The following is a 24819-nucleotide window of genomic DNA, read 5'->3' on the forward strand; positions in this document are numbered from 1 at the left end:
TACATCATTTTCTTTTTTACAGGGTGCATTTACGCCTATGAAGCCTTCTATCGTTGCCAAACTGGAAGCCCTGCATGAACGCCATGAAGAAGTTCAGGCACTGCTGGGTGATGCGCAAACCATCGCTGACCAGGAACGTTTTCGCGCATTATCTCGTGAATATGCGCAGTTAAGTGATGTTTCGCGCTGTTTTACCGACTGGCAACAGGTTCAGGAAGATATCGAAACCGCACAGATGATGCTCGACGATCCTGAAATGCGTGAGATGGCGCAGGATGAACTGCGCGAAGCTAAAGAAAAAAGCGAGCAACTGGAACAGCAATTACAGGTTCTGTTACTACCAAAAGATCCTGATGACGAACGTAACGCCTTCCTCGAAGTCCGTGCCGGAACCGGCGGCGACGAAGCGGCGCTGTTCGCTGGCGATCTGTTCCGTATGTACAGCCGTTACGCCGAAGCCCGCCGCTGGCGTGTAGAAATCATGAGCGCCAGCGAGGGTGAACATGGTGGTTATAAAGAGATCATCGCCAAAATTAGCGGTGACGGTGTATATGGTCGTTTGAAATTCGAATCTGGCGGTCATCGCGTGCAGCGTGTTCCTGCTACGGAATCGCAGGGTCGTATTCATACTTCTGCCTGTACCGTTGCGGTAATGCCAGAACTGCCTGACGCAGAACTGCCGGACATCAACCCAGCAGATTTACGCATAGATACTTTCCGCTCGTCAGGGGCGGGTGGTCAGCACGTTAACACCACCGATTCGGCAATTCGTATTACTCACTTGCCGACCGGGATTGTTGTTGAATGTCAGGACGAACGTTCACAACATAAAAACAAAGCTAAAGCACTTTCTGTACTCGGTGCTCGCATCCACGCTGCTGAAATGGCAAAACGGCAACAGGCCGAAGCGTCTACCCGTCGTAACCTGCTGGGGAGTGGCGATCGCAGCGACCGTAACCGTACTTACAACTTCCCACAGGGGCGCGTTACCGATCACCGCATCAACCTGACGCTCTACCGCCTGGATGAAGTGATGGAAGGTAAGCTGGATATGCTGATTGAACCGATTATCCAGGAACATCAGGCCGACCAACTGGCGGCGTTGTCCGAGCAGGAATAATGGAATATCAACACTGGTTACGTGAAGCAATAAGCCAACTTCAGGCGAGCGAAAGCCCGCGGCGTGATGCTGAAATCCTGCTGGAGCATGTTACCGGCAGAGGGCGTACTTTTATTCTCGCCTTTGGTGAAACGCAGCTGACTGACGAACAATGTCAGCAACTTGATGCGCTACTGACGCGTCGTCGCGATGGTGAACCCATTGCTCATTTAACCGGGGTGCGAGAATTCTGGTCGTTGCCGTTATTTGTTTCGCCAGCGACCTTAATTCCGCGCCCGGATACGGAGTGTCTGGTGGAGCAGGCACTGGCGCGGTTGCCTGAACAACCTTGCCGTATTCTCGATCTCGGGACGGGTACCGGGGCGATTGCGCTGGCGCTGGCCAGCGAGCGTCCGGACTGCGAAATTACCGCTGTAGATCGTATGCCAGATGCTGTCTCTCTGGCGCAACGTAATGCCCAGCATCTGGCTATCAAAAATATCCACATTCTGCAAAGCGACTGGTTTAGCGCGCTAGCCGGGCAGCAGTTTGCGATGATTGTCAGCAATCCGCCGTATATTGACGAGCAGGACCCACATCTTCAACAAGGCGATGTCCGCTTTGAGCCGCTCACTGCGCTGGTTGCGGCAGACAGTGGAATGGCAGACATCGTGCATATCATCGAACAGTCGCGTAACGCGCTGGTATCCGGCGGCTTTCTGCTTCTGGAGCATGGCTGGCAGCAGGGTGAAGCGGTGCGACAGGCATTTATCTTCGCGGGGTATCATGACGTCGAAACCTGCCGTGACTATGGGGATAACGAGCGCGTAACGCTCGGCCGCTATTATCAATGACAAGTTTTTCTACGTTGCTTAGCGTTCATCTCATTAGTATCGCGCTTTCTGTTGGGCTATTGACCTTACGTTTCTGGCTACGTTATCAGAAGCATCCACAGGCATTTGCTCGCTGGACGCGCATTGTGCCGCCGGTTGTCGATACGCTGTTATTGTTAAGCGGCATTGCGTTGATGGCTAAAGCGCACATCCAGCCATTTTCCGGGCAGGCACAGTGGCTGACTGAAAAGCTGTTTGGAGTTATCATTTATATTGTTTTGGGTTTTATTGCACTCGATTATCGTCGTATGCACAGTCAGCAGGCGCGCATTATTGCCTTCCCGCTGGCGTTGGTGGTGCTGTACATCATCATTAAACTCGCCACCACAAAAGTACCGTTACTGGGGTAAGTCATGAGATCGTTAGCTGATTTCGAATTTAATAAAGCGCCATTGTGCGAAGGCATGATCCTGGCTTGCGAAGCAATCCGCCGCGATTTTCCCTCGCAAGATGTTTACGACGAACTGGAGCGTCTCGTTAGTCTGGCGAAGGAAGAAATTAGCCAGCTTCTGCCATTAGAAGAGCAGCTAGAAAAATTAATCGCGCTGTTTTACGGCGAATGGGGGTTTAAAGCCTCACGCGGCGTTTATCGTCTTTCCGATGCATTATGGCTGGACCAGGTGTTAAAGAATCGACAGGGCAGTGCGGTATCATTAGGTGCGGTTTTATTATGGGTCGCGAATCGTCTCGATTTGCCGCTGCTGCCGGTGATTTTCCCTACGCAGCTGATATTGCGCATTGAATGTCCGGATGGCGAAATTTGGCTGATTAATCCTTTTAACGGTGAATCGTTAAGCGAACATATGCTGGATGTATGGTTAAAGGGAAATATCAGCCCGTCGGCGGAACTGTTTTATGAAGACCTTGATGAAGCTGATAACATTGAGGTAATCCGCAAATTGCTGGATACACTCAAAGCGTCGCTGATGGAAGAAAATCAGATGGAACTGGCATTACGCACCAGCGAGGCCTTATTACAATTTAACCCGGAAGATCCGTATGAAATTCGCGATCGTGGGTTGATTTACGCGCAACTGGATTGCGAACATGTTGCGTTGAATGATTTAAATTATTTCGTTGAACAGTGTCCGGAAGACCCGATCAGCGAAATGATACGTGCGCAAATTAACAACATCGCGCATAAACATATTGTGCTGCATTAATTAATCGACACTTTACTTAAGATTAAGGCGATCCTATGAAACAAAAAGTGGTTAGCATTGGCGACATCAACGTAGCAAATGACCTGCCGTTCGTGCTGTTTGGTGGTATGAACGTGCTGGAATCTCGCGATCTGGCGATGCGCATTTGCGAACACTACGTAACCGTAACCCAGAAACTGGGTATCCCTTACGTGTTCAAAGCCTCTTTTGACAAAGCCAACCGTTCCTCCATCCACTCTTATCGTGGACCAGGACTGGAAGAAGGGATGAAAATCTTCCAGGAACTGAAACAGACATTTGGCGTAAAAATTATCACTGACGTTCACGAGCCAAGCCAGGCACAGCCTGTTGCTGATGTGGTAGATGTTATTCAGTTGCCAGCGTTTCTTGCTCGCCAGACTGACCTGGTTGAAGCCATGGCGAAAACCGGTGCGGTAATTAACGTCAAGAAACCGCAGTTTGTCAGCCCGGGACAGATGGGTAATATCGTTGATAAATTCAAAGAAGGCGGCAACGATAAAGTGATTCTTTGTGACCGTGGCGCTAACTTCGGTTACGACAACCTGGTCGTTGATATGCTGGGCTTCAGCATAATGAAGAAAGTCTCTGGCAACTCCCCGGTAATTTTCGACGTTACCCACGCACTGCAATGCCGCGATCCGTTTGGTGCAGCTTCTGGTGGTCGCCGCGCCCAGGTTGCCGAACTGGCACGTGCCGGTATGGCTGTAGGTTTGGCTGGTCTGTTTATTGAAGCGCATCCAGATCCGGAACATGCGAAATGTGACGGTCCATCCGCGCTGCCGTTGGCTAAACTGGAGCCGTTCCTCAAGCAGATGAAAGCGATTGATGATCTGGTTAAAGGTTTCGAAGAGCTGGATACCAGCAAGTAATCTTTTCTGCTTTGAAAACAAAAACCTTATCGTTCTACGGTAGGGTTTTTTTCATGGTCAAAGAAGACAAAAAAGGCCGCAGGCTGTTACCCCTGCGACCGGTTTCGGGCGCATATTGCCATCACGGCAGCCTGACGCCCGTTTTCACCTTACTTCCGGCTACGCCACCAGCCAACAATCGCTGCGGTAATAATTCCCGCAAGGATCGGTGCTGCCAGGTCGTGCCAGAAAATCACGGCAAACTGCGCGAGCGTCATATAGCCGCCTTTTTGTTGTAATGACAACATTTTGCGGCTATTCTTGAATTGTTGATGGTTCAAGATTAGCCCCCGTTCTGTTGTCAGGTTTGACCTCTCAACGTGCGGGGGTTTTCTCTTTCCAGCAACCAATGCCGCCAGGGATAAAGCCCCCACAACATTGCGCCTCACCGGATAACGCCGGCTTGGTGTCGATACTACGTCTCAATTTATATTCACTTCATCCCTGAAATGTGCGCAATGCTGTACGCGTTCCGGCTTTTCATCAGCTGTTGCAGTGGTTTCGTGCAGGTTGTGGTACAGGCTCGCAAATCTGATTAACAATCTGTTCAGGTAGTATGAAGAAATACTATAAGCAGATAATTTTTATTATCTCCTCCGATTTCCGCCATCGGAGGAGATATAAATGTCAGGCAAATATTGTCATTAAATAAGCTGCAAACAGTGCCAGATGCGCCGCGCCATTGAGCACGTTAGTTCGTCCGGTGGAGAAGGAGATATGGCACAGTACTAAAGAGGCCACCATCACCACCATTTCTGGCGCACCAAGTGCAAACTGCAATTCGTTACCCGTCATAAAGGCAATTAGCGTGACGACAGGTACGGTAAGCGAAATGGTTGCCAACACTGAACCAAAGAACAGATTCATCGCGCGCTGGACCTGGTTATTCAACACTGCTTTTAACGCACCTAAACCTTCCGGCGACAGAATCAACAGAGCCACCAGGAAGCCAGTAAAGGCGACAGGCGCATTCATGCTGTCGAGCAATGTCTCCAGCGGGCTGGCGTTCATTTTGGTGACTGCAATAACGGCAATCAGATGGACAATCAACCAGATGGCATGCCACAGGCTGCTATGGGCAGACGGTTTACCGTGGTGCGGGTCGTCATCATCACTGTCATCTTCGTGCTCGTAGACAAACAAACTTTGATGCGTTTTGGTCTGGATCAGCAAAAATACGCCATACATTGCCGCAGAAATTAATGCTACCAGTAACGCCTGACCTGTTGAAAAATTCGCCGCAGGCAGCGCCATTGGAAATACCAGTACGATTATCGCAAGGGGGAACAGCGCAATTAAATACTGCTTGATACCAAACAGATTCATATATTGGGTGGCAAACTTACGTCCGCCCAACAATAATGAAAAGCCAACCAGCCCACCTGTAACAATCATAATGATTGAATAGAGCGTATCACGCATTAGCGTTGGCGCGGCGTCGCCGGTTGCCATTAAAGCTGAAATCAAACTGACTTCAAGAATAACCACTGAAAGGCTAAGAATAAGCGAACCGTAAGGTTCTCCCAGGCGATGGGCTAATACGTCCGCATGACGGACAACACTAAAGGCGCTACTTAAAATACCAATAAGCGCAAGAAGATTGATGGCAATGACCACTGGTAGTGTCTGGCTGCTTCCCCACAGGAACAGCACTACCAGCGCCAGAACCGGGAAAATAAGCGAAGTCTCCTTGTGGCGGGTTTTTACCGCCTCTTGAGCATTTGACATTATGGTTATCCCTTTGCAGATGAATTTATCGAAAATGTAAAAAATAGGTAGGAAAAATAACAGAAATTGTCTGGATATCGGTAACATTTTACGAATTTTTACCCCGCTGTCGATTTTTTACTCATTTGGGCATAAAAATAAGTAATACGTTTAGACAATGTTTGTTTTAGCACTTCTTAAGAAGAGTCTGACATGAAAATTCTTATGTTTTGGCAAGAGTAGATATTGTTGACCACACTTAATGTTCAACTTTGTAAAAGGAGTCAACGATGCCGTATAAAACGAAAAGCGATCTGCCGGAAAGCGTAAAGCACGTGCTTCCGTCTCATGCCCAGGATATCTATAAAGAAGCGTTCAACAGCGCATGGGATCAATATAAAGATAAAGAAGATCGGCGTGATGACGCCAGTCGCGAAGAAACAGCGCATAAAGTGGCCTGGGCTGCTGTGAAGCATGAATATGCCAAAGGGGATGATGATAAATGGCATAAAAAATCGTAAAACCGGTAGCTTAGTTAAAGCTATTCGTGCGGTGTTGCCTTGCAAGTGGTCCGTGGATTGCATATTGTCCCGTTAGTGGTTTCAAAATGAGCAGTAAAAATGTCCGGAAGACACCAAAAAGTTGTCGCAGGGAAGTATGCAGTGGCGGAGGTGTAAGGTGATAACGCGTGATTTCTTGATGAATGCCGATTGTAAAACGGCATTTGGTGCCATTGAAGAATCACTCTTATGGTCAGCAGAACAACGGGCGGCTTCGCTGGCGGCGACGCTGGCTTGTCGACCTGATGAGGGACCGGTGTGGATCTTCGGTTATGGATCGTTGATGTGGAATCCGGCACTGGAGTTTACCGAGTCGTGCACCGGTACACTGGTTGGATGGCATCGCGCGTTTTGCCTGCGCCTGACCGCCGGGCGCGGGACTGCGCACCAGCCGGGACGAATGCTTGCACTGAAAGAGGGCGGACGCACCACAGGCGTCGCCTATCGACTGCCAGAAGAGACGCTGGAGCAGGAACTAACCCTGCTGTGGAAGCGCGAGATGATTACCGGCTGTTATCTGCCAACCTGGTGTCAGCTTGATCTTGATGATGGACGCACAGTAAACGCCATTGTGTTTATTATGGACCCGCGACATCCAGAATATGAATCTGACACTCGCGCTCAGGTCATAGCGCCGTTGATTGCGGCGGCGAGCGGTCCGCTGGGAACCAATGCACAATACCTGTTTTCACTGGAACAGGAGCTTATCAAACTGGGAATGCAGGACGATGGGCTGAATGATTTGCTGGTATCGGTAAAAAAACTGCTGGCGGAGAATTATCCGGATGGTGTGTTACGGCCGGGATTCGCCTGAGTAAACTTCCCTCATAGTGGGGCGTCAGACGCCCCCTCAAACATTAAAATGTGAGCACTTTATCGGCTGACAGCGTCCATTGCGCCAGTTCAACAAGAGTACCGATTTCCACCCCATCAATCAGAGGAAGTGTACTAATCCCGCGCCCGTCGGTACAGGTTTTGCACAATTTCACCGGTACATTCTGAGCGGTAAGGATCTCCAGCATTTGCTGAATGTTGTAGCCTTCCCCTGGTTTTTGCCCGCGCAACCCGGCTGTGACCGCATCAGACATCAGGAACAGACGCAGATCCAGATTGTTCTCCTGCTCTCGTAACGCAATGGCCAGCCGCAAGCTGTTAAACAAGGATTCGCTCCCGTAAGGTGCGCCATTGGCAACGATCACGATTTTTTGCATTATTTACTCCTGTATTCAGGGAATTAGACACTCATCTTCTATCTTACTGCTTCTGCAGCGTCTGACCAATCGGTCACATTTTTAAGGATTTTCCTGAAAGCGCGAGAAAATACGACAAAAGGTGCCAGTAATCGTTATTCTTTAAGGCTATGGTTTTTCATTTTTACCGGAAGTTACCGACGTTTTGAGCCGTTTCGTTCCTCGCATTATTCCGTTTTATTTACTCTTGCTGGCGGCAGGCGGTACAGCTAACGCACAATCTACCTTCGAGCAAAAAGCGGCAAATCCCTTTGATAATAACAATGATGGTCTGCCGGATTTAGGCATGGCACCTGAAAATCATGATGGGGAAAAACACTTTGCTGAAATTGTGAAAGATTTCGGCGAAACCAGTATGAATGATAACGGGCTTGATACTGGCGAGCAGGCAAAAGCTTTCGCATTGGAAAAGGTCCGCGACGCGCTTAGTCAACAGGTTAATCAGCACGTAGAGTCCTGGCTATCACCGTGGGGAAATGCCAGTGTTGACGTCAAAGTGGATAACGAAGGACATTTCACCGGCAGTCGTGGAAGCTGGTTTGTGCCGTTACAAGATAATGATCGTTATCTCACCTGGAGCCAGCTTGGTCTTACTCAGCAGGATGATGGGCTGGTGAGCAATGTGGGCGTTGGGCAACGCTGGGCGCGCGGCAGCTGGCTGGTGGGTTATAACACTTTTTATGACAACTTGCTGGACGAAAATCTTCAGCGAGCGGGCTTTGGCGCTGAAGCGTGGGGCGAATATTTGCGACTATCGGCAAACTTTTATCAGCCGTTTGCTGCATGGCATGAACAGACAGCCACGCAGGAACAACGGATGGCGCGCGGGTACGACCTGACAGCCCGGATGCGCATGCCGTTCTATCAACACTTCAATACCAGTGTCAGCGTAGAACAGTATTTTGGTGATCGTGTCGATTTGTTTAACTCTGGTACGGGTTATCACAATCCCGTCGCGTTGAGTCTGGGATTAAATTACACCCCTGTGCCCTTAGTCACTGTGACGGCCCAGCATAAACAGGGTGAAAGTGGCGAGAATCAAAATAACCTCGGGCTGAATCTTAACTACCGCTTTGGTGTACCGCTCAAAAAACAACTTTCTGCGGGCGAGGTTGTCGAAAGTCAGTCGTTACGTGGTAGTCGCTATGACAATCCGCAGCGAAATAATCTTCCGACTCTTGAGTACCGACAGCGAAAAACGTTAACGGTGTTTCTGGCGACACCTCCGTGGGATCTAAAACCTGGCGAAACAGTGCCGCTGAAATTACAAATCCGCAGTCGTTACGGTATTCGGCAACTGATTTGGCAGGGCGATACGCAGATATTAAGTTTGACGCCGGGCGCACAAGCCAACAGTGAGGAGGGCTGGACGCTGATCATGCCTGACTGGCAAAACGGGGAAGGCGCAAGCAATCACTGGCGATTGTCAGTGGTGGTGGAAGATAACCAGGGGCAGCGTGTCTCCTCCAATGAGATCACGCTAACGCTTGTCGAACCGTTCGACGCATTGTCAAACGACGAACTGCGCTGGGAACCGTAATCAGAAAATGCGCTCCTGATGCACCCATACCGCAGCTTCCACGCGAGACTTTAGCTTCATTTTCTTCAGCATGTGCTTGACGTGAACTTTTACTGTGCTTTCGGTGATGTCCAGGCGGCGGGCAATCATCTTGTTCGGCAAACCCTGGGCAATTAGCTTGAGTATATCGCGCTCTCGTGGGGTTAACTGGTTAACATCGCGCTCAGTAGTGGCACGGTTAGCGCGCAAGCTGGCGGCCAGAACAGGCGTTAATGCTTCGCTTAATACCATTTCGCCAGCAGCTGCCTGATGTAACGCTTTCAGCAGATCTTCCGGTTCCATATCTTTTAACAGATAGCCATCCGCGCCCCGTTTCAGTGCGGTGACCACATCTTCTTCATGGTTAGAGACGCTGAATACCACAATGCGCCCGGAGAGGGACTTTTCGCGCAGTTTATCCAGCGTTTCCAGACCGTTCATGCCGGGCATATTGAGATCTAACAGGATCAGATCGGGATCAAGAGATTCCGCCAGTTCAATACCCTGTTCGCCATTACTCGCTTCGCCAACCACAGTGATATCTGGTGCCATACTGATAAGCTGTTTTACGCCAGTTCGCAACATCGGGTGATCGTCGATCAGCAGGATAGTAGCCGGTTCCTGATTACTCATGGGTATCTCCTTGGACGTCTGTGAAAGTTTTTTCGGGAATAAAGGTGACCACCACTTCGGTGCCACCTGATTCACGACGGCGGACGCGGCAATCGCCTCGTAAACTTTGCGCACGGTCGCGCATTATTATCATGCCGTAGTGATTGCTGCGGATGGCATTTTCAGGCACGCCGCAGCCGTTATCCTGGACGGTCAGTTTGACCTGATTATCGTTTTGCGCCACCGTCACCACGACCTCACTCGCTTGCGAATGTTTGAGGGCGTTACTTAATGCCTCACGGGCAATTTGCAACAAGTGGATTGCCTGATGCGAAGGCACCAGACGAGGCGGCAATTGATAATCCAGCTTCACCGGGAAGCCAAATTTGGCGCTGTACTCTTCGCAACTCGCCTCCAGCGCCGGACGTAATCCAGGCTCGGTGAGCTGCAAACGGAATGTGGTGAGCAATTCACGCAACTGCACCCAGGATGCATTCAGTTCGTTACGGATCTGACTTAACAGTTCGCGGCTGCTTTCTGGCAGCGCATCGCCCTGCATCTGTAAGCAACTCACCTGCATCTTCATGCAAGAGAGAGATTGGGCAATAGAATCATGCAGTTCGCGCGCAATGGTGGCACGCTCTTCCATCACGATCAACTGTTGCTGACGTTCCTGATGGCGATCCAGCGCCAGCGTGGCGGTGAGTTGTTCAACCAGGGTATCCACCAGTTGTTGTTGATCATGGCTAAGATGACGCCCCTGCGGCAGGGTCGCCAGCAAAATACCGTACTGCGTATGAGTGTCAGCCAGCCGCCACTTCAGGGTTGTGCCGCGATCGCCAACGGGTAATACGCCGCGCGGGCAGAGCTGGCAGCCTTTATCATCACAAGTCATATCTGACTGGCAGGTAAACTCCTGATGATTCTCTTCATCATCAGTGTCATACACCCGCAGTTCGATATCACGTAGCAGGGTTAAATTCTGTAAGTCGTTGAGTACAGGTGACAGGCGTTCACACAGCGGGGCGCGGGAATGCAAACGGCGGTTAGCCTGCCATAAAAAAGAGAGGATCTGATTTTTATGCTCCAGCCCGGCGGTTTTCTCCTGAACCCGCTGCTCAAGTACGGCATAACTTTCGGCCAGTTCTGCAGACATATTGTTCAACGCAGTTCCAAGCATCGCCATTTCGTTGCGCCCGCTGATGTTTGCGCGTTGGGTAAAATCGCGATGGCTGACGGCACTCGCCATTGCCAGCAGTTGCCGCCACGGTTGTAGCAATCTCGCCCGCAACCAGATAATAGTGAATACCAGTAAAAGTGCCATAAATACCGCCATTACCCGATGGACCAGCACCACTGTCTCAATGCGCATTTCCGTGGTGCGATCAAAACCAGATACCAGCTGATCAAGCCCGGCAACAAACTGGCTGACATCCGCTGACACCGTTTCGCGGTTTTGTGCACGTATCAGTGCAGGGATCAGTTCATTACGCCAGTAATCTTGTAAACCCTGTAATTGCGCCAGTTGCCCGTCTCGTTCTGCTGCTCGAGTCAACTCGGCGCTAAATGCTGTTTGTTCCATCTCTTTAATTAAGGGCTTGTCTTTCTCGCTTAATGGCACTGCTGCCAACAGACGGTAACTTTGCATGCGCAGCGATCCCGCTTTGTTGATCGCATGGGCGCTGCCCTGAACGCCTTGCACCAGCCAGCCAGAAACCGCCATCCCTGCCAGTCCAATAGCAGTAGAAAGCAACACAATAAGCGCAACCTGATTAACCAGGGTGAGCGGAGAGAGACAACGTTTAAGCATGTAAACCTCTTCCTTCAGGCTTTAAATGAGCAATAACCTTAATGAATGTGACGATACATTCTGGAATGGCAGTATTCTCGGCTATTGGCTGAAGTATACCCATACCCGGAAAGAGTTACTCCTTATTTGCCGTGTGGTTAGTCGCTTTACATCGGTAAGGGTAGGGATTTTACAGCACCGTGAAAAATCTCATAATTTTTATGAAATCACTGTACTCACTATGGATAATGATAAATATCAATGATAGATAAAGTTATCTTATCGTTTGATTTACATCAAATTGCCTTTAGCTACAGACACTAAGGTGGCAGACATCGAAACGAGTATCAGAGGTGTCTATGAGTCACTCATCCGCCCCCGAAAGGGCTACTGGAGCTGTCATTACAGATTGGCGACCGGAAGATCCTGCGTTCTGGCAACAACGCGGTCAACGTATTGCCAGCCGCAACCTGTGGATTTCCGTTCCCTGTCTGCTGCTGGCGTTTTGCGTATGGATGTTGTTCAGCGCTGTTGCGGTGAACTTACCGAAAGTCGGTTTTAATTTTACGACCGATCAGCTATTTATGTTGACTGCGCTGCCTTCGGTTTCTGGCGCGTTATTACGTGTTCCATACTCCTTTATGGTTCCTATCTTTGGTGGTCGTCGCTGGACGGCGTTCAGCACCGGTATTCTGATTATTCCTTGCGTCTGGCTGGGTTTTGCCGTGCAGGATACCTCCACGCCTTATAGCGTCTTCATCATCATTTCTCTGCTGTGCGGCTTTGCTGGCGCGAACTTCGCATCCAGTATGGCAAACATCAGCTTCTTCTTTCCGAAACAGAAGCAGGGTGGCGCGCTGGGTCTGAATGGTGGTCTGGGCAACATGGGCGTCAGCGTCATGCAGTTGGTTGCTCCGCTGGTGGTATCACTGTCGATTTTCGCAGTATTTGGTAGCCAGGGCGTCAAACAGCCGGATGGGACTGAGCTGTATCTGGCGAATGCGTCCTGGATATGGGTGCCGTTCCTTGCCATCTTCACCATTGCGGCGTGGTTTGGCATGAACGATCTTGCTACCTCGAAAGCCTCCATCAAGGAGCAATTGCCGGTACTCAAACGGGGTCATCTGTGGATTATGAGCCTGCTGTATCTGGCAACCTTCGGCTCCTTCATCGGCTTCTCCGCGGGCTTTGCGATGCTGTCAAAAACGCAGTTCCCGGATATTCAGATTCTGCAATACGCTTTCTTCGGGCCGTTTATTGGTGCGCTGGCGCGTTCTGCAGGTGGTGCATTATCTGACCGTCTGGGCGGAACTCGTGTCACTCTGGTGAACTTTATCCTGATGGCGATTTTCAGCGGCCTGCTGTTCCTGACCTTACCGACTGACGGACAGGGCGGAAGCTTCATGGCGTTCTTCGCAGTCTTCCTGGCGCTGTTCCTGACCGCTGGGCTGGGTAGTGGTTCCACTTTCCAGATGATTTCCGTGATCTTCCGTAAACTGACAATGGATCGCGTGAAAGCAGAAGGGGGTTCTGACGAACGTGCGATGCGTGAAGCGGCAACCGACACGGCGGCGGCGCTGGGTTTCATCTCTGCGATTGGCGCGATTGGTGGCTTCTTTATCCCGAAAGCGTTTGGTAGCTCGCTGGCATTAACGGGTTCGCCAGTCGGCGCAATGAAAGTATTTTTGATTTTCTATATCGCCTGCGTGGTGATTACCTGGGCGGTATATGGTCGGCATTCTAAAAAATAAATCGTAATATTTGATTATCCTTTGCGCGGCATGATGTCGCGCTTTTTTTATGCGTCATTTAGTTACAACATACTAATGTTGTATGGCTTATTTCGCTGGATTTCATTAAGAGTCATTAATATGTTACCCATGGGGAATACTCCTTAATACCCATCTGCATAAAAATCTTAATGGTTTAAATAACCACAGGTGTAAAACGTCTTAATTTACAGTCTGTTATGCTATAAATGTTAATTATCCTAAAGGGGTATTCCAGGAATTTACTTTATTTTTCATCCCCATCACTCTTGATCGTTATCAATTCCCACGCTGTTTCAGAGCGTTACCTTGCCCTTAAACATTAGCAATGTCGATTTATCAGAGGGCCGACAGGCTCCCACAGGAGAAAACCGATGAGTAAATTCCTGGACCGGTTTCGCTACTTCAAACAGAAGGGTGAAACCTTTGCCGATGGGCATGGCCAGCTTCTCAATACCAACCGTGACTGGGAGGATGGATATCGCCAGCGTTGGCAGCATGACAAAATCGTCCGCTCTACCCACGGGGTAAACTGCACCGGCTCCTGCAGCTGGAAAATCTACGTCAAAAACGGTCTGGTCACCTGGGAAACCCAGCAGACTGACTATCCGCGTACTCGCCCGGACCTGCCAAACCATGAACCTCGCGGCTGCCCGCGCGGTGCCAGCTACTCCTGGTATCTATACAGCGCTAACCGCCTGAAACACCCGATGATGCGCAAACGCCTGATGAAAATGTGGCGTGAAGCGAAGGCGCTGCATAGCGATCCGGTTGAGGCATGGGCTTCTATCATTGAAGACGCCGATAAAGCGAAAAGCTTTAAGCAGGCGCGTGGACGCGGTGGTTTTGTTCGTTCTTCCTGGCAGGAAGTGAACGAACTGATCGCCGCATCTAACGTTTACACCATCAAAAATTACGGCCCGGACCGTGTCGCTGGCTTCTCGCCAATTCCGGCAATGTCGATGGTTTCTTACGCATCGGGTGCGCGCTATCTCTCGCTGATTGGCGGTACTTGCTTAAGCTTCTACGACTGGTACTGCGACCTGCCTCCTGCGTCTCCGCAAACCTGGGGTGAGCAAACTGACGTACCGGAATCTGCTGACTGGTACAACTCCAGCTACATCATCGCTTGGGGTTCAAACGTGCCGCAGACGCGTACCCCGGATGCTCACTTCTTTACTGAAGTGCGTTACAAAGGGACCAAAACTGTTGCCGTCACACCAGACTACGCTGAAATCGCCAAACTGTGCGATCTGTGGCTGGCACCGAAACAGGGCACCGATGCGGCAATGGCGCTGGCAATGGGTCACGTAATGCTGCGTGAATTCCACCTCGACAACCCAAGCCAGTATTTCACCGACTATGTGCGCCGCTACACCGACATGCCGATGCTGGTGATGCTGGAAGAGCGCGACGGTTACTACGCTGCGGGTCGTATGCTGCGCGCTGCTGATCTGGTGGATGCACTGGGCCAGGAAAACAATCCGGAATGGAAAACTGTCGCCTTTAATACCAATGGTGAAATGGTTGCGCCGAACGGTTCTATTGGCTTCCGCTGGGGCGAGAAGGGCAAATGGAATCTTGAGCAGCGCGACGGCAAAACTGGCGAAGAAACCGAGCTGCAACTGAGCCTGCTGGGTAGCCAGGATGAGATCGCTGAGGTGGGCTTCCCGTACTTTGGTGGCGATGGCACGGAACACTTCAACAAAGTGGAACTGGAAAACGTGCTGCTGCATAAGCTGCCGGTGAAACGCCTGCAACTGGCTGATGGCAGCACCGCCCTGGTGACCACCGTTTATGATCTGACGCTGGCAAACTACGGTCTGGAACGTGGCCTGAACGACGTTAACTGTGCAACCAGCTATGACGATGTGAAAGCTTACACCCCTGCCTGGGCAGAGCAGATTACCGGCGTTTCTCGCAGCCAGATTATTCGCATCGCCCGTGAATTTGCCGATAACGCTGATAAAACGCACGGTCGTTCGATGATTATCGTCGGCGCTGGGCTGAACCACTGGTATCACCTGGACATGAACTATCGTGGTCTGATCAACATGCTGATTTTCTGCGGCTGTGTCGGTCAGAGCGGCGGTGGCTGGGCGCACTATGTAGGTCAGGAAAAACTGCGTCCGCAAACCGGCTGGCAGCCGCTGGCGTTTGCCCTCGACTGGCAGCGTCCGGCGCGTCACATGAACAGTACCTCTTATTTCTATAACCACTCCAGCCAGTGGCGTTATGAAACCGTGACTGCGGAAGAACTGCTGTCGCCGATGGCGGATAAATCTCGCTATACCGGACACTTGATCGACTTTAACGTCCGTGCAGAACGCATGGGCTGGCTGCCGTCTGCGCCGCAGTTAGGCACTAACCCGCTGACTATCGCTCGCGAAGCAGAAAAAGCCGGGATGAATCCGGTGGACTATACGGTTAAATCCCTGAAAGAGGGTTCTATCCGTTTCGCTGCGGAACAGCCGGAAAACGGTAAAAACCACCCGCGTAATCTGTTCATCTGGCGTTCTAACCTGCTCGGTTCTTCCGGTAAAGGTCATGAGTTTATGCTCAAGTACCTGCTGGGGACGGAGCACGGTATCCAGGGCAAAGACCTGGGGCAGCAGGGCGGCGTGAAGCCGGAAGAAGTGGACTGGCAGGACAACGGTCTGGAAGGCAAGCTGGATCTGGTGGTGACGCTGGACTTCCGTCTGTCGAGCACCTGTCTCTATTCCGACATCATTTTGCCGACGGCGACCTGGTACGAAAAAGACGACATGAATACTTCGGATATGCATCCGTTTATTCACCCGCTGTCTGCGGCGGTCGATCCGGCCTGGGAAGCGAAAAGCGACTGGGAAATCTACAAAGCCATCGCGAAGAAATTCTCCGAAGTGTGCGTTGGTCATCTGGGTAAAGAAACTGACATCGTCACGCTGCCTATCCAGCACGACTCTGCCGCTGAACTGGCGCAACCGCTGGATGTGAAAGACTGGAAAAAAGGCGAATGCGACCTGATCCCAGGTAAAACTGCACCGCACATTATGGTCGTAGAGCGCGATTATCCAGCAACTTACGAACGCTTTACCTCTATCGGCCCGCTGATGGAGAAAATCGGTAACGGCGGTAAAGGGATTGCCTGGAACACCCAGAGCGAGATGGATCTGCTGCGTAAGCTCAACTACACCAAAGCGGAAGGTCCGGCAAAAGGCCAGCCGATGCTCAATACCGCAATTGATGCGGCAGAGATGATCCTGACGCTGGCACCGGAAACCAATGGTCAGGTAGCTGTAAAAGCCTGGGCTGCCCTGAGCGAGTTTACCGGCCGTGACCATACGCATCTGGCGCTGAATAAAGAAGACGAGAAGATTCGCTTCCGCGATATTCAGGCACAGCCGCGCAAAATCATCTCCAGCCCGACATGGTCTGGCCTTGAAGATGAACACGTTTCTTACAACGCCGGTTACACCAACGTTCACGAGCTGATCCCGTGGCGTACGCTCTCTGGCCGTCAGCAGCTGTATCAGGATCACCAATGGATGCGTGATTTCGGTGAAAGCCTGCTGGTTTATCGTCCGCCGATCGACACCCGTTCGGTGAAAGAAGTGATGGGCCAGAAATCCAATGGCAACCCGGAAAAAGCGCTTAACTTCCTGACGCCACACCAGAAGTGGGGTATCCACTCCACCTACAGCGACAACCTGCTGATGCTGACTTTAGGTCGCGGTGGTCCGGTGGTCTGGCTGAGTGAAGCCGATGCCAAAGAGCTGGGTATCGCCGATAACGACTGGATTGAAGTCTTCAACAGCAACGGTGCACTGACTGCCCGTGCGGTTGTCAGCCAGCGTGTTCCGGCAGGGATGACCATGATGTACCACGCGCAGGAACGTATCGTTAACCTGCCTGGTTCGGAAATTACCCAACAGCGTGGTGGTATCCATAACTCGGTCACCCGTATCACGCCGAAACCGACGCATATGATTGGCGGCTATGCCCATCTGGCATATGGCTTTAACTACTACGGCACCGTAGGTTCTAACCGCGATGAGTTTGTTGTAGTGCGTAAGATGAAGAACATTGACTGGTTAGATGGCGAAGGCAATGACCAGGTACAGGAGAGCGTAAAATGAAAATTCGTTCACAAGTCGGCATGGTGCTGAATCTCGATAAGTGCATCGGCTGCCACACCTGTTCAGTGACCTGTAAAAACGTCTGGACCAGCCGTGAAGGCGTGGAATACGCGTGGTTCAACAACGTGGAAACCAAGCCGGGCCAGGGCTTCCCGACTGACTGGGAAAACCAGGAAAAATACAAAGGCGGCTGGATCCGTAAAATCAACGGCAAACTGCAGCCGCGCATGGGTAACCGTGCCATGCTGCTGGGTAAAATCTTCGCTAACCCGCATCTGCCGGGGATCGACGATTATTACGAGCCGTTCGATTTTGATTATCAGAACCTGCATACCGCGCCGGAAGGCAGCAAATCACAGCCGATTGCCCGTCCGCGTTCACTGATTACCGGCGAACGGATGGCGAAAATCGAAAAAGGGCCGAACTGGGAAGATGACCTGGGCGGTGAGTTTGACAAGCTGGCGAAAGACAAGAACTTCGACAACATCCAGAAGGCGATGTATAGCCAGTTCGAAAACACCTTCATGATGTATTTGCCGCGCCTGTGCGAACACTGTCTGAACCCGGCATGTGTGGCGACCTGCCCGAGCGGTGCGATTTACAAGCGTGAAGAAGATGGCATCGTCCTGATCGACCAGGATAAATGCCGTGGCTGGCGTATGTGCATCACCGGATGCCCGTACAAAAAAATCTACTTCAACTGGAAGAGCGGTAAGTCTGAGAAGTGCATCTTCTGCTATCCGCGTATTGAAGCCGGCCAGCCGACAATATGTTCAGAAACCTGTGTCGGTCGTATCCGTTATCTTGGCGTGCTGCTGTACGATGCCGACGCGATTGAACGTGCGGCAAGTACCGAGAACGAGAAAGATCTCTACCAGCGTCAGCTGGATGTGTTCCTCGATCCGAACGATCCGAAAGTCATCGAGCAGGCGATTAAAGACGGTATTCCGCTGAGCGTTATTGAGGCTGCGCAGCAGTCGCCAGTTTATAAAATGGCGATGGAATGGAAACTGGCGCTGCCGCTGCATCCGGAATATCGCACACTGCCGATGGTCTGGTACGTGCCGCCTCTGTCGCCGATTCAGTCTGCGGCAGACGCGGGTGAACTGGGCAGCAACGGCATTCTGCCAGACGTCGAAAGCCTGCGTATTCCGGTACAGTATCTGGCGAATCTGCTGACCGCCGGTGATACCAAACCGGTACTGCGCGCGCTGAAACGTATGCTGGCGATGCGTCATTACAAACGTGCTGAAACCGTTGACGGTAAAGTCGATACCCGTGCGCTGGAAGAGGTCGGTCTGACCGAAGCCCAGGCACAGGAGATGTATCGTTATCTGGCTATTGCCAACTACGAAGATCGCTTTGTGGTGCCGAGCAGTCATCGTGAACTGGCGCGGGAAGCCTTCCCGGAGAAAAATGGCTGCGGCTTTACCTTTGGTGATGGCTGCCACGGTTCAGATACCAAATTCAATCTGTTCAACAGCCGCCGTATCGATGCCATCGATGTAACCAGCAAAACGGAGCCGCACCCATGATCGAACTCGTGATTGTATCGCGTCTCCTTGAATATCCGGATGCTGCCTTATGGCAGCATCAACAAGAGATGTTTGAGGCGATTGCCGCGTCGAAAAATCTGCCAAAAGAGGATGCCCATGCGCTGGGCATTTTCCTGCGCGATTTAACGACGATGGATCCGCTCGATGCCCAGGCGCAGTACAGCGAACTGTTCGACCGTGGCCGCGCCACGTCACTGTTGCTATTTGAACATGTTCACGGTGAATCCCGTGACCGCGGCCAGGCGATGGTGGATCTGCTGGCGCAGTACGAGCAGCACGGCTTGCAGTTAAACAGCCGCGAATTGCCCGACCATCTGCCGCTGTATCTGGAGTACCTGGCGCAGCTGCCGCAAAGCGAAGCCGTGGAGGGTTTGAAAGATATTGCGCCGATTCTGGCATTGCTGAGCGCGCGTCTGCAACAGCGTGAAAGCCGTTATGCCGTGCTGTTTGATCTGCTGCTGAAACTGGCGAATACCGCAATCGACAGCGACAAAGTGGCGGAAAAAATTGCCGATGAAGCGCGCGACGATACGCCGCAGGCGCTGGATGCAGTCTGGGAAGAAGAGCAGGTTAAATTCTTTGCTGAAAAAGGCTGCGGTGATTCAGCAATCACTGCTCATCAGCGTCGCTTTGCCGGTGCCGTCGCGCCGCAATATCTGAATATCACCACCGGAGGACAGCACTAATGCAATTCCTGAATATGTTCTTCTTTGATATCTACCCGTACATAGCCGGGGCGGTCTTCCTGATTGGTAGCTGGCTGCGTTATGACTACGGGCAGTACACATGGCGTGCGGCGTCCAGCCAGATGCTGGATCGCAAAGGGATGAATCTGGCGTCGAACCTGTTCCATATCGGTATTCTGGGGATTTTTGTCGGTCACTTCTTCGGTATGCTGACGCCGCACTGGATGTATGAAGCCTGGCTGCCGATTGAAGTAAAACAGAAAATGGCGATGTTTGCTGGTGGTGCCAGCGGCGTACTGTGTCTGATTGGCGGCGTGCTGTTGTTGAAACGTCGTCTGTTCAGCCCACGCGTGCGTGCAACGACTACCGGAGCGGATATCCTGATCCTGTCGCTGCTCGTTATCCAGTGCGCGCTGGGCCTGCTGACCATTCCGTTCTCCGCCCAGCATATGGACGGTAGCGAGATGATGAAACTGGTTGGCTGGGCGCAGTCGGTAGTGACCTTCCACGGTGGCGCTTCTCAACATCTTGATGGCGTGGCGTTTATCTTCCGTCTGCACCTGGTGTTGGGGATGACGTTATTCCTGCTGTTCCCGTTCTCGCGTCTGGTACACATCTGGAGCGTCCCGGTGGAGTATCTGACGCGTAAGTATCAGCTGGTGCGCGCTCGTCACTAAGCGAATTTTAGTTCACATAGACCCTGCTTCGGCGCTGAGGGATCCCCATAAATCAGCGATAATAAACCAACACCATATTCTGGTAGGTTCTGGTGAGGTGGTTAAGAATGGTGCTTAGCACCGTTCGTTTTAAAATTAGCGGGGAGTGTCGTAAGACATTCTCCGCTAACGTCAGATACGAGATTACCCGCCGCGTTTTAATGCTGTTGGCCTGATATCTAAGATGTAACCCTTGATTTTCAGCGTGATAGCCAATAAGCCACAGCACTATTGTGCTCAGTGTTGCCAGCAGGCTCAGTACCAGCATTCTTCCTGCCGAACAGCTGTAACTGGCTCGCAGACCGAACCCAAAACGCTCACTTTTTTCATCCCTGAAGTTTTGCTCAATCTGCATTCGGCGGCTGTATAACTTCATGATTTCTCGCGGTTTAAAGTCATCTGTGCTGCTGAATATTAACCATGGTTCTTTTGCCGCCGACCTGGCATCTTTTATCTGTGATGGTCTGGCTATACCACAACGCGAACGTTTATTTCTCCGGCCTTTCGGCTCTTTTTTGTGCAAATAAAAATGACCATCGCAACGGGCGTATTCCGCCCGGGAAAGCGTCCCCGGCCCCAGATATTCAGGTTTGTTACTGGCCTGTAATTCCTGACGCCTGAACCAGCATTCCCCTTTTCTCGCCAGATGCAGTTGTTTATTGCCTCGTATCCGGCCAATAAAATCCCAGCCGAGTGATTTTATGTGCCGAAACCAGGCATTCTGGAACCCTGCATCCGTGACGATGATTACCCTTGCTTTTGGGTTTACCGCTTCGGAAAGAGTATTAAGAAAGGCTTGCTGTATCTTTGCATTTTGCTGTTTTTCCGAAGGAACTATCCAACTCAGCAATGGAATCGAATGTCCATCGCAAATCAGGCTGGCGCGGAGTACGTGATACTCCTGAGAGGGGTATCCACTCCAGTCAACGGCGATGACACACAGTGACAGTTTGCTCGTCAGCATGGAAATAATGTTTCTGAAAATCAGGGGGATGTCGTGATGAAGAGACTCATTACCGAGCGGACGATCAACACGTTTTATTTTATTTTTGACCTGAGCATTACCGGGTAAATAACGTCCGATGCTGGTCAGCGTCAGAGATGCGCCATTGATTAGTGCGATAGTGGCATCCAACAAAGCATTTTGTCGGTATTTGTGAAATGGTGCTAAAGCATCGCGGAAAAAATTCTGACATACTTGGCGAGCAGGCATAGAGGAGATCTCATTGAATTGGTTGCACAAGTCAGTAGATCACAAAACTCTATGCCTGTCTTTTTTTACCCGCCCATTACTGGGGATTCCTCAGTAATGGGCGGGTTTTTTTATGGGCACGGTGCGGGGGGAGTTGTCGGATGCGCTTCGCTTATCCGACCTACAGGGGAGGATATTTTAGGTCCGGTAAACGCGGTGCCATTGGGCAGAATTAGCTCGGAGTAACAGGTTTTGAGTATTTCAGGAAGAAATGGTGGTGGGGGAAGGATTACTCAGCGCTGCGCGCTTCGCCCTACGGGTCGTTGCCTGCGGCAACGCTCTCTCGCTGGCGCTCGAGTCGAACCTTGGTCGAAGCTTCTCATCCTTCCCCGCATGGGCAGAATATTCAATTGCGGATTCGTTTGAGAATTCAGGGGCTTTTGAAAGTGATGGTGGTGGGGGAAGGATTCGAACCTTCGAAGTCGATGACGGCAGATTTACAGTCTGCTCCCTTTGGCCGCTCGGGAACCCCACCAGGGGTAATTCATATTGTAGGTAATGCTTGAGATGGTGGTGGGGGAAGGATTCGAACCTTCGAAGTCGATGACGGCAGATTTACAGTCTGCTCCCTTTGGCCGCTCGGGAACCCCACCACGGGGTAATGCTTTTTACTGGCCTGCTCCCTTATCGGGAAACGGGGCGCATCATATCAAATGACGCGCCGCTGTAAAGTGTTACGTTGAGAAAAATGAACTGGTTGCGTAATTTTCATCCGTAACGGATTAAAGCTAACCAGTTATTTTTGCTGGCGATTAAAGAATAATCGTCCGATTACCGTAAACAAAGACGCGCTGCGCCAGTACTTTGTATAGCGCACGACTTAAGACGTTTTTCTCGACGTCACGACCTGCGCGCATCATATCTTCAGCTGTGTAGGTATGATCGACATGAATAACGTCCTGCATGATGATTGGGCCTTCGTCCAGATTGTCATTCACATAGTGAGCGGTTGCGCCAATAATCTTCACGCCACGCTCATAGGCCTGGTGATAAGGACGTGCGCCGATAAACGCTGGCAGGAATGAATGGTGAATATTGATGATCTTATTCGGGAAGCGTGCCACAAATTCCGGCGTTAATACCCGCATATACTTCGCCAGCACCACATAGTCAGGTTGATAAGCATCAATGGCATCCGCCATCTTTTGATCGTGCTCGTTGCGGCTTAACCCTTCATGGCTTACCAGCTCAAACGGAATATCAAACCGCTCAACCAGAGAACGTAAAGTATCGTGGTTACCAATAACTGCCGCGATTTCGACATCCAGGCCGCCGTAATTGGCTTTCATCAACAAATCGCCAAGGCAATGCGCTTCTTTAGTGACCAGAATCACTATCCGGCGACGACCGGCAGGATTCAGCTCGCGCACGGAGCCTTCTGGCAATGCGCTATCGAGATCCGCCAGCAGGGTGGAATCATTAAAAATCCCTTCCAGTTCCGTGCGCATAAAAAAGCGCCCGGTACGATGATCTACAAATTCATTGTTCTGCACGATATTTAACTCGTGCTTGTAGCAAATATTGGTAATACGTGCGATCAGACCTTTTTGGTCCGGACAAATAGTACGCAGAACTTTACGTTGGAGTGAATGCATTGCTGGAAAAACCTTGTTGAGAGTGTTTGCTAAACCGTACCGTCAACCATTATTGGCCGCAGCACTTTTTAAATTTTTTACCTGAACCACAAGGGCAGGGATCGTTGCGGCCAAACTGCGGACGTGTACCGTCAATATAGTACCATTGACCGTTTTCTTTCAAAAATCGCGAACGTTCAATTATTGCACCTGTTTTGCCACCCTCGGTAAATCGAGCAACAAAACTGACAAATCCGATATTGCCGCCGTCCTGCCAGCAATGTTCAAATACGGTCAATCCCAACCATTCAGTATGCGCAAATCCGGCAATCAATTCGGCTCGTAACGCCGCTGCTCCACAAGATGGATGCCAGGTCTTTATTAAATAATCTGCGTCTTGCATCACAAAAGCGCAGTAACGCGAACGCATGAGATGTTCTGGATCAGGTGCAACCTTTTCACCAGACACATAAGGGTGGCAACATAGGCTATACTCGACAGCACTACCACAGGGACAAAGCTGAGACACAAATAATCTCCCTGGAAACAATAACGGCGTATTAACCGCCTGAGTAGCACTATGTTAACCGAGCAGTAGCGATGTGGCTACGATTGCATTCCAGGGGAATCTTGCGGGAATAATGAGAAAGATAAAAATAGGGCTGGCGCTGGGATCTGGCGCGGCAAGAGGTTGGTCGCATATTGGCGTAATTAATGCGCTAAAAAAAGTGGGTATTGAAATTGATATCGTTGCAGGATGTTCAATTGGTTCGCTGGTGGGCGCTGCCTATGCATGCGATCGATTATCTGCGCTGGAAGATTGGGTGACCTCTTTCAGTTATTGGGATGTTTTACGCCTGATGGATCTCTCCTGGCAGCGCGGTGGGTTACTGCGCGGCGAGCGTGTCTTCAATCAATATCGCGAAATAATGCCGGAAACAGAGATCGAAAATTGTTCCCGTCGCTTCGCGGCTGTTGCCACCAATTTAAGTACTGGGCGTGAATTATGGTTTACTGAAGGCGATCTCCATCTTGCTATTCGTGCATCATGCAGTATTCCAGGACTAATGGCACCCGTTGCGCATAACGGCTACTGGCTGGTTGATGGCGCTGTAGTTAACCCAATTCCTATTTCCCTCACGCGTGCATTGGGGGCTGATATTGTGATAGCGGTCGACCTGCAGCACGATGCTCATTTGATGCAACAAGATTTGCTCTCCTTTAATGTCAGTGAAGAAAATAGCGAGAATGGTGATTCTCTGCCGTGGCATGCGCGTCTGAAAGAAAGGTTAGGCAGCATAACGACACGTCGGGCGGTGACAGCGCCAACGGCAACAGAGATTATGACCACTTCTATCCAGGTGCTGGAGAACCGCCTTAAAAGGAACCGCATGGCAGGTGATCCGCCCGATATTCTGATTCAACCTGTTTGCCCGCAAATATCTACGCTTGATTTCCATCGCGCGCACGCTGCCATTGCGGCCGGACAACTGGCAGTGGAAAAGAAAATGGACGAACTTTTGCCGTTGGTACGCACCAACATTTGACCAGAATTTTTATCTACACTTAAGTTAATTCTGACAGGCGT

General features: G+C 51.0%; 22 protein-coding genes, 2 tRNA genes and 1 other RNA gene. 14 read left to right on the top strand and 11 right to left on the bottom strand.

Annotated elements, in window-relative coordinates:
• Positions 1-37 precede the first annotated feature (37 nt).
• The 5 genes from prfA to kdsA are packed head-to-tail and all read left to right on the top strand — an operon-like array spanning position 38 to position 4045.
• Positions 38-1120: a peptide chain release factor 1 gene (gene prfA, locus ACJHYO_RS09435; protein ID WP_000804726.1), complete on the top strand. Its 1083-nt coding sequence runs from the start codon at positions 38-40 to the stop codon at positions 1118-1120.
• Complete coding sequence (gene prmC, locus ACJHYO_RS09440) at positions 1120-1953, top strand: peptide chain release factor N(5)-glutamine methyltransferase (RefSeq protein ID WP_000456474.1); 834 nt, start codon at positions 1120-1122, stop codon at positions 1951-1953. The genes prfA and prmC overlap by 1 nt, the downstream gene beginning before the upstream one ends.
• A complete protein-coding gene (gene sirB2 / locus ACJHYO_RS09445) occupies positions 1950-2342 on the top strand; it encodes an invasion regulator SirB2 (RefSeq protein WP_000200375.1) in 393 nt (130 codons plus the stop codon). The genes prmC and sirB2 overlap by 4 nt, the downstream gene beginning before the upstream one ends.
• Positions 2343-2345: 3 nt before the next feature.
• The gene (sirB1, locus tag ACJHYO_RS09450) at positions 2346-3155 is read left to right on the top strand and encodes an invasion regulator SirB1 (protein WP_001764444.1); all 810 of its coding nucleotides are present in this window, start codon (positions 2346-2348) and stop codon (positions 3153-3155) included.
• A 35-nt stretch (positions 3156-3190) separates the two neighbouring features.
• Positions 3191-4045, top strand: coding sequence for a 3-deoxy-8-phosphooctulonate synthase (kdsA, locus tag ACJHYO_RS09455; RefSeq protein WP_000811058.1), 855 nt, complete (start codon positions 3191-3193; stop codon positions 4043-4045).
• A 149-nt stretch (positions 4046-4194) separates the two neighbouring features.
• Here the strand turns inward: kdsA and ACJHYO_RS09460 are convergent, their stop codons facing one another.
• Positions 4195-4302, bottom strand: coding sequence for a type I toxin-antitoxin system toxin Ldr family protein (locus ACJHYO_RS09460; RefSeq protein ID WP_016265910.1), 108 nt, complete (start codon positions 4300-4302; stop codon positions 4195-4197).
• A gap of 409 nt (positions 4303-4711) precedes the next feature.
• Positions 4712-5812 (bottom strand): sodium-potassium/proton antiporter ChaA, encoded by a 1101-nt coding sequence (gene chaA / locus ACJHYO_RS09465; protein WP_000063608.1) that lies wholly within the window; start codon positions 5810-5812, stop codon positions 4712-4714.
• A gap of 269 nt (positions 5813-6081) precedes the next feature.
• Here chaA and chaB point away from each other — a divergent pair, with 269 nt between their 5' ends.
• Together chaB and chaC are read left to right on the top strand one after the other, a co-directional pair.
• Positions 6082-6312, top strand: a complete 231-nt coding sequence (gene chaB / locus ACJHYO_RS09470) for a putative cation transport regulator ChaB (RefSeq protein ID WP_001146444.1) — start codon at positions 6082-6084, stop codon at positions 6310-6312.
• A gap of 157 nt (positions 6313-6469) precedes the next feature.
• Positions 6470-7165 (top strand): glutathione-specific gamma-glutamylcyclotransferase, encoded by a 696-nt coding sequence (gene chaC, locus ACJHYO_RS09475; protein WP_001295621.1) that lies wholly within the window; start codon positions 6470-6472, stop codon positions 7163-7165.
• 43 nt (positions 7166-7208) lie between these two features.
• Here the strand turns inward: chaC and ychN are convergent, their stop codons facing one another.
• Entirely contained in the window at positions 7209-7562 is a 354-nt protein-coding gene (gene ychN / locus ACJHYO_RS09480) for a DsrE/F sulfur relay family protein YchN (RefSeq protein WP_001169659.1), read from the bottom strand.
• Between the two features lie 184 nt (positions 7563-7746).
• On the opposite strand from ychN, the gene ychO reads away from it, so the two are divergent.
• On the top strand, positions 7747-9141 hold the full coding sequence (ychO, locus tag ACJHYO_RS09485) for an inverse autotransporter invasin YchO (RefSeq protein ID WP_000086188.1): 1395 nt from the start codon (positions 7747-7749) through the stop codon (positions 9139-9141).
• On the opposite strand, the gene narL is transcribed toward ychO, so the two are convergent.
• Both narL and narX read right to left on the bottom strand, forming a co-directional pair.
• Positions 9142-9792, bottom strand: coding sequence for a two-component system response regulator NarL (gene narL, locus ACJHYO_RS09490; RefSeq protein ID WP_000070491.1), 651 nt, complete (start codon positions 9790-9792; stop codon positions 9142-9144).
• Positions 9785-11581, bottom strand: coding sequence for a nitrate/nitrite two-component system sensor histidine kinase NarX (narX, locus tag ACJHYO_RS09495; RefSeq protein ID WP_000918037.1), 1797 nt, complete (start codon positions 11579-11581; stop codon positions 9785-9787). The genes narL and narX overlap by 8 nt, the downstream gene beginning before the upstream one ends.
• 338 nt (positions 11582-11919) lie before the next feature.
• On the opposite strand from narX, the gene narK reads away from it, so the two are divergent.
• The 5 genes from narK to narI all read left to right on the top strand — a co-directional run bounded on the left by narK (position 11920) and on the right by narI (position 20366).
• Positions 11920-13311: a nitrate transporter NarK gene (gene narK, locus ACJHYO_RS09500; protein WP_024222886.1), complete on the top strand. Its 1392-nt coding sequence runs from the start codon at positions 11920-11922 to the stop codon at positions 13309-13311.
• 392 nt (positions 13312-13703) lie between these two features.
• A complete protein-coding gene (locus ACJHYO_RS09505; protein ID WP_085455323.1) occupies positions 13704-17447 on the top strand; it encodes a nitrate reductase subunit alpha in 3744 nt (1247 codons plus the stop codon).
• Positions 17444-18982, top strand: a complete 1539-nt coding sequence (gene narH, locus ACJHYO_RS09510; protein ID WP_000702647.1) for a nitrate reductase subunit beta — start codon at positions 17444-17446, stop codon at positions 18980-18982. Before ACJHYO_RS09505 ends, narH begins: the two co-directional genes overlap by 4 nt.
• Positions 18979-19689 carry a nitrate reductase molybdenum cofactor assembly chaperone gene (gene narJ / locus ACJHYO_RS09515; RefSeq protein WP_000571684.1) on the top strand — a complete coding sequence of 237 codons (711 nt, stop codon included), beginning with the start codon at positions 18979-18981 and terminating at the stop codon, positions 19687-19689. Before narH ends, narJ begins: the two co-directional genes overlap by 4 nt.
• On the top strand, positions 19689-20366 hold the full coding sequence (gene narI, locus ACJHYO_RS09520; protein ID WP_001160110.1) for a respiratory nitrate reductase subunit gamma: 678 nt from the start codon (positions 19689-19691) through the stop codon (positions 20364-20366). Before narJ ends, narI begins: the two co-directional genes overlap by 1 nt.
• 52 nt (positions 20367-20418) lie before the next feature.
• Here the strand turns inward: narI and ACJHYO_RS09525 are convergent, their stop codons facing one another.
• From ACJHYO_RS09525 to ACJHYO_RS09550, 6 genes are all read right to left on the bottom strand, one after another.
• Entirely contained in the window at positions 20419-21618 is a 1200-nt protein-coding gene (locus ACJHYO_RS09525) for an IS4 family transposase (protein ID WP_016232995.1), read from the bottom strand.
• 251 nt (positions 21619-21869) lie between these two features.
• A non-coding RNA gene (locus ACJHYO_RS09530) (RtT sRNA) lies at positions 21870-22001 on the bottom strand.
• A 46-nt stretch (positions 22002-22047) separates the two neighbouring features.
• Positions 22048-22132: transfer RNA gene (locus ACJHYO_RS09535), tRNA-Tyr, on the bottom strand.
• Positions 22133-22165: 33 nt separating this feature from the next.
• Positions 22166-22250: transfer RNA gene (locus ACJHYO_RS09540), tRNA-Tyr, on the bottom strand.
• Between the two features lie 159 nt (positions 22251-22409).
• On the bottom strand, positions 22410-23252 hold the full coding sequence (purU, locus tag ACJHYO_RS09545; protein ID WP_000555849.1) for a formyltetrahydrofolate deformylase: 843 nt from the start codon (positions 23250-23252) through the stop codon (positions 22410-22412).
• 49 nt (positions 23253-23301) lie between these two features.
• Entirely contained in the window at positions 23302-23760 is a 459-nt protein-coding gene (locus ACJHYO_RS09550) for a YchJ family protein (protein WP_001362934.1), read from the bottom strand.
• A gap of 112 nt (positions 23761-23872) precedes the next feature.
• On the opposite strand from ACJHYO_RS09550, the gene rssA reads away from it, so the two are divergent.
• Entirely contained in the window at positions 23873-24778 is a 906-nt protein-coding gene (rssA, locus tag ACJHYO_RS09555; RefSeq protein ID WP_001226476.1) for a patatin-like phospholipase RssA, read from the top strand.
• Positions 24779-24819 lie beyond the last annotated feature (41 nt).

The sequence above is a fragment of the Escherichia sp. WS1118 genome, from assembly GCF_046487695.1.
GTDB lineage: Bacteria > Pseudomonadota > Gammaproteobacteria > Enterobacterales > Enterobacteriaceae > Escherichia > Escherichia coli.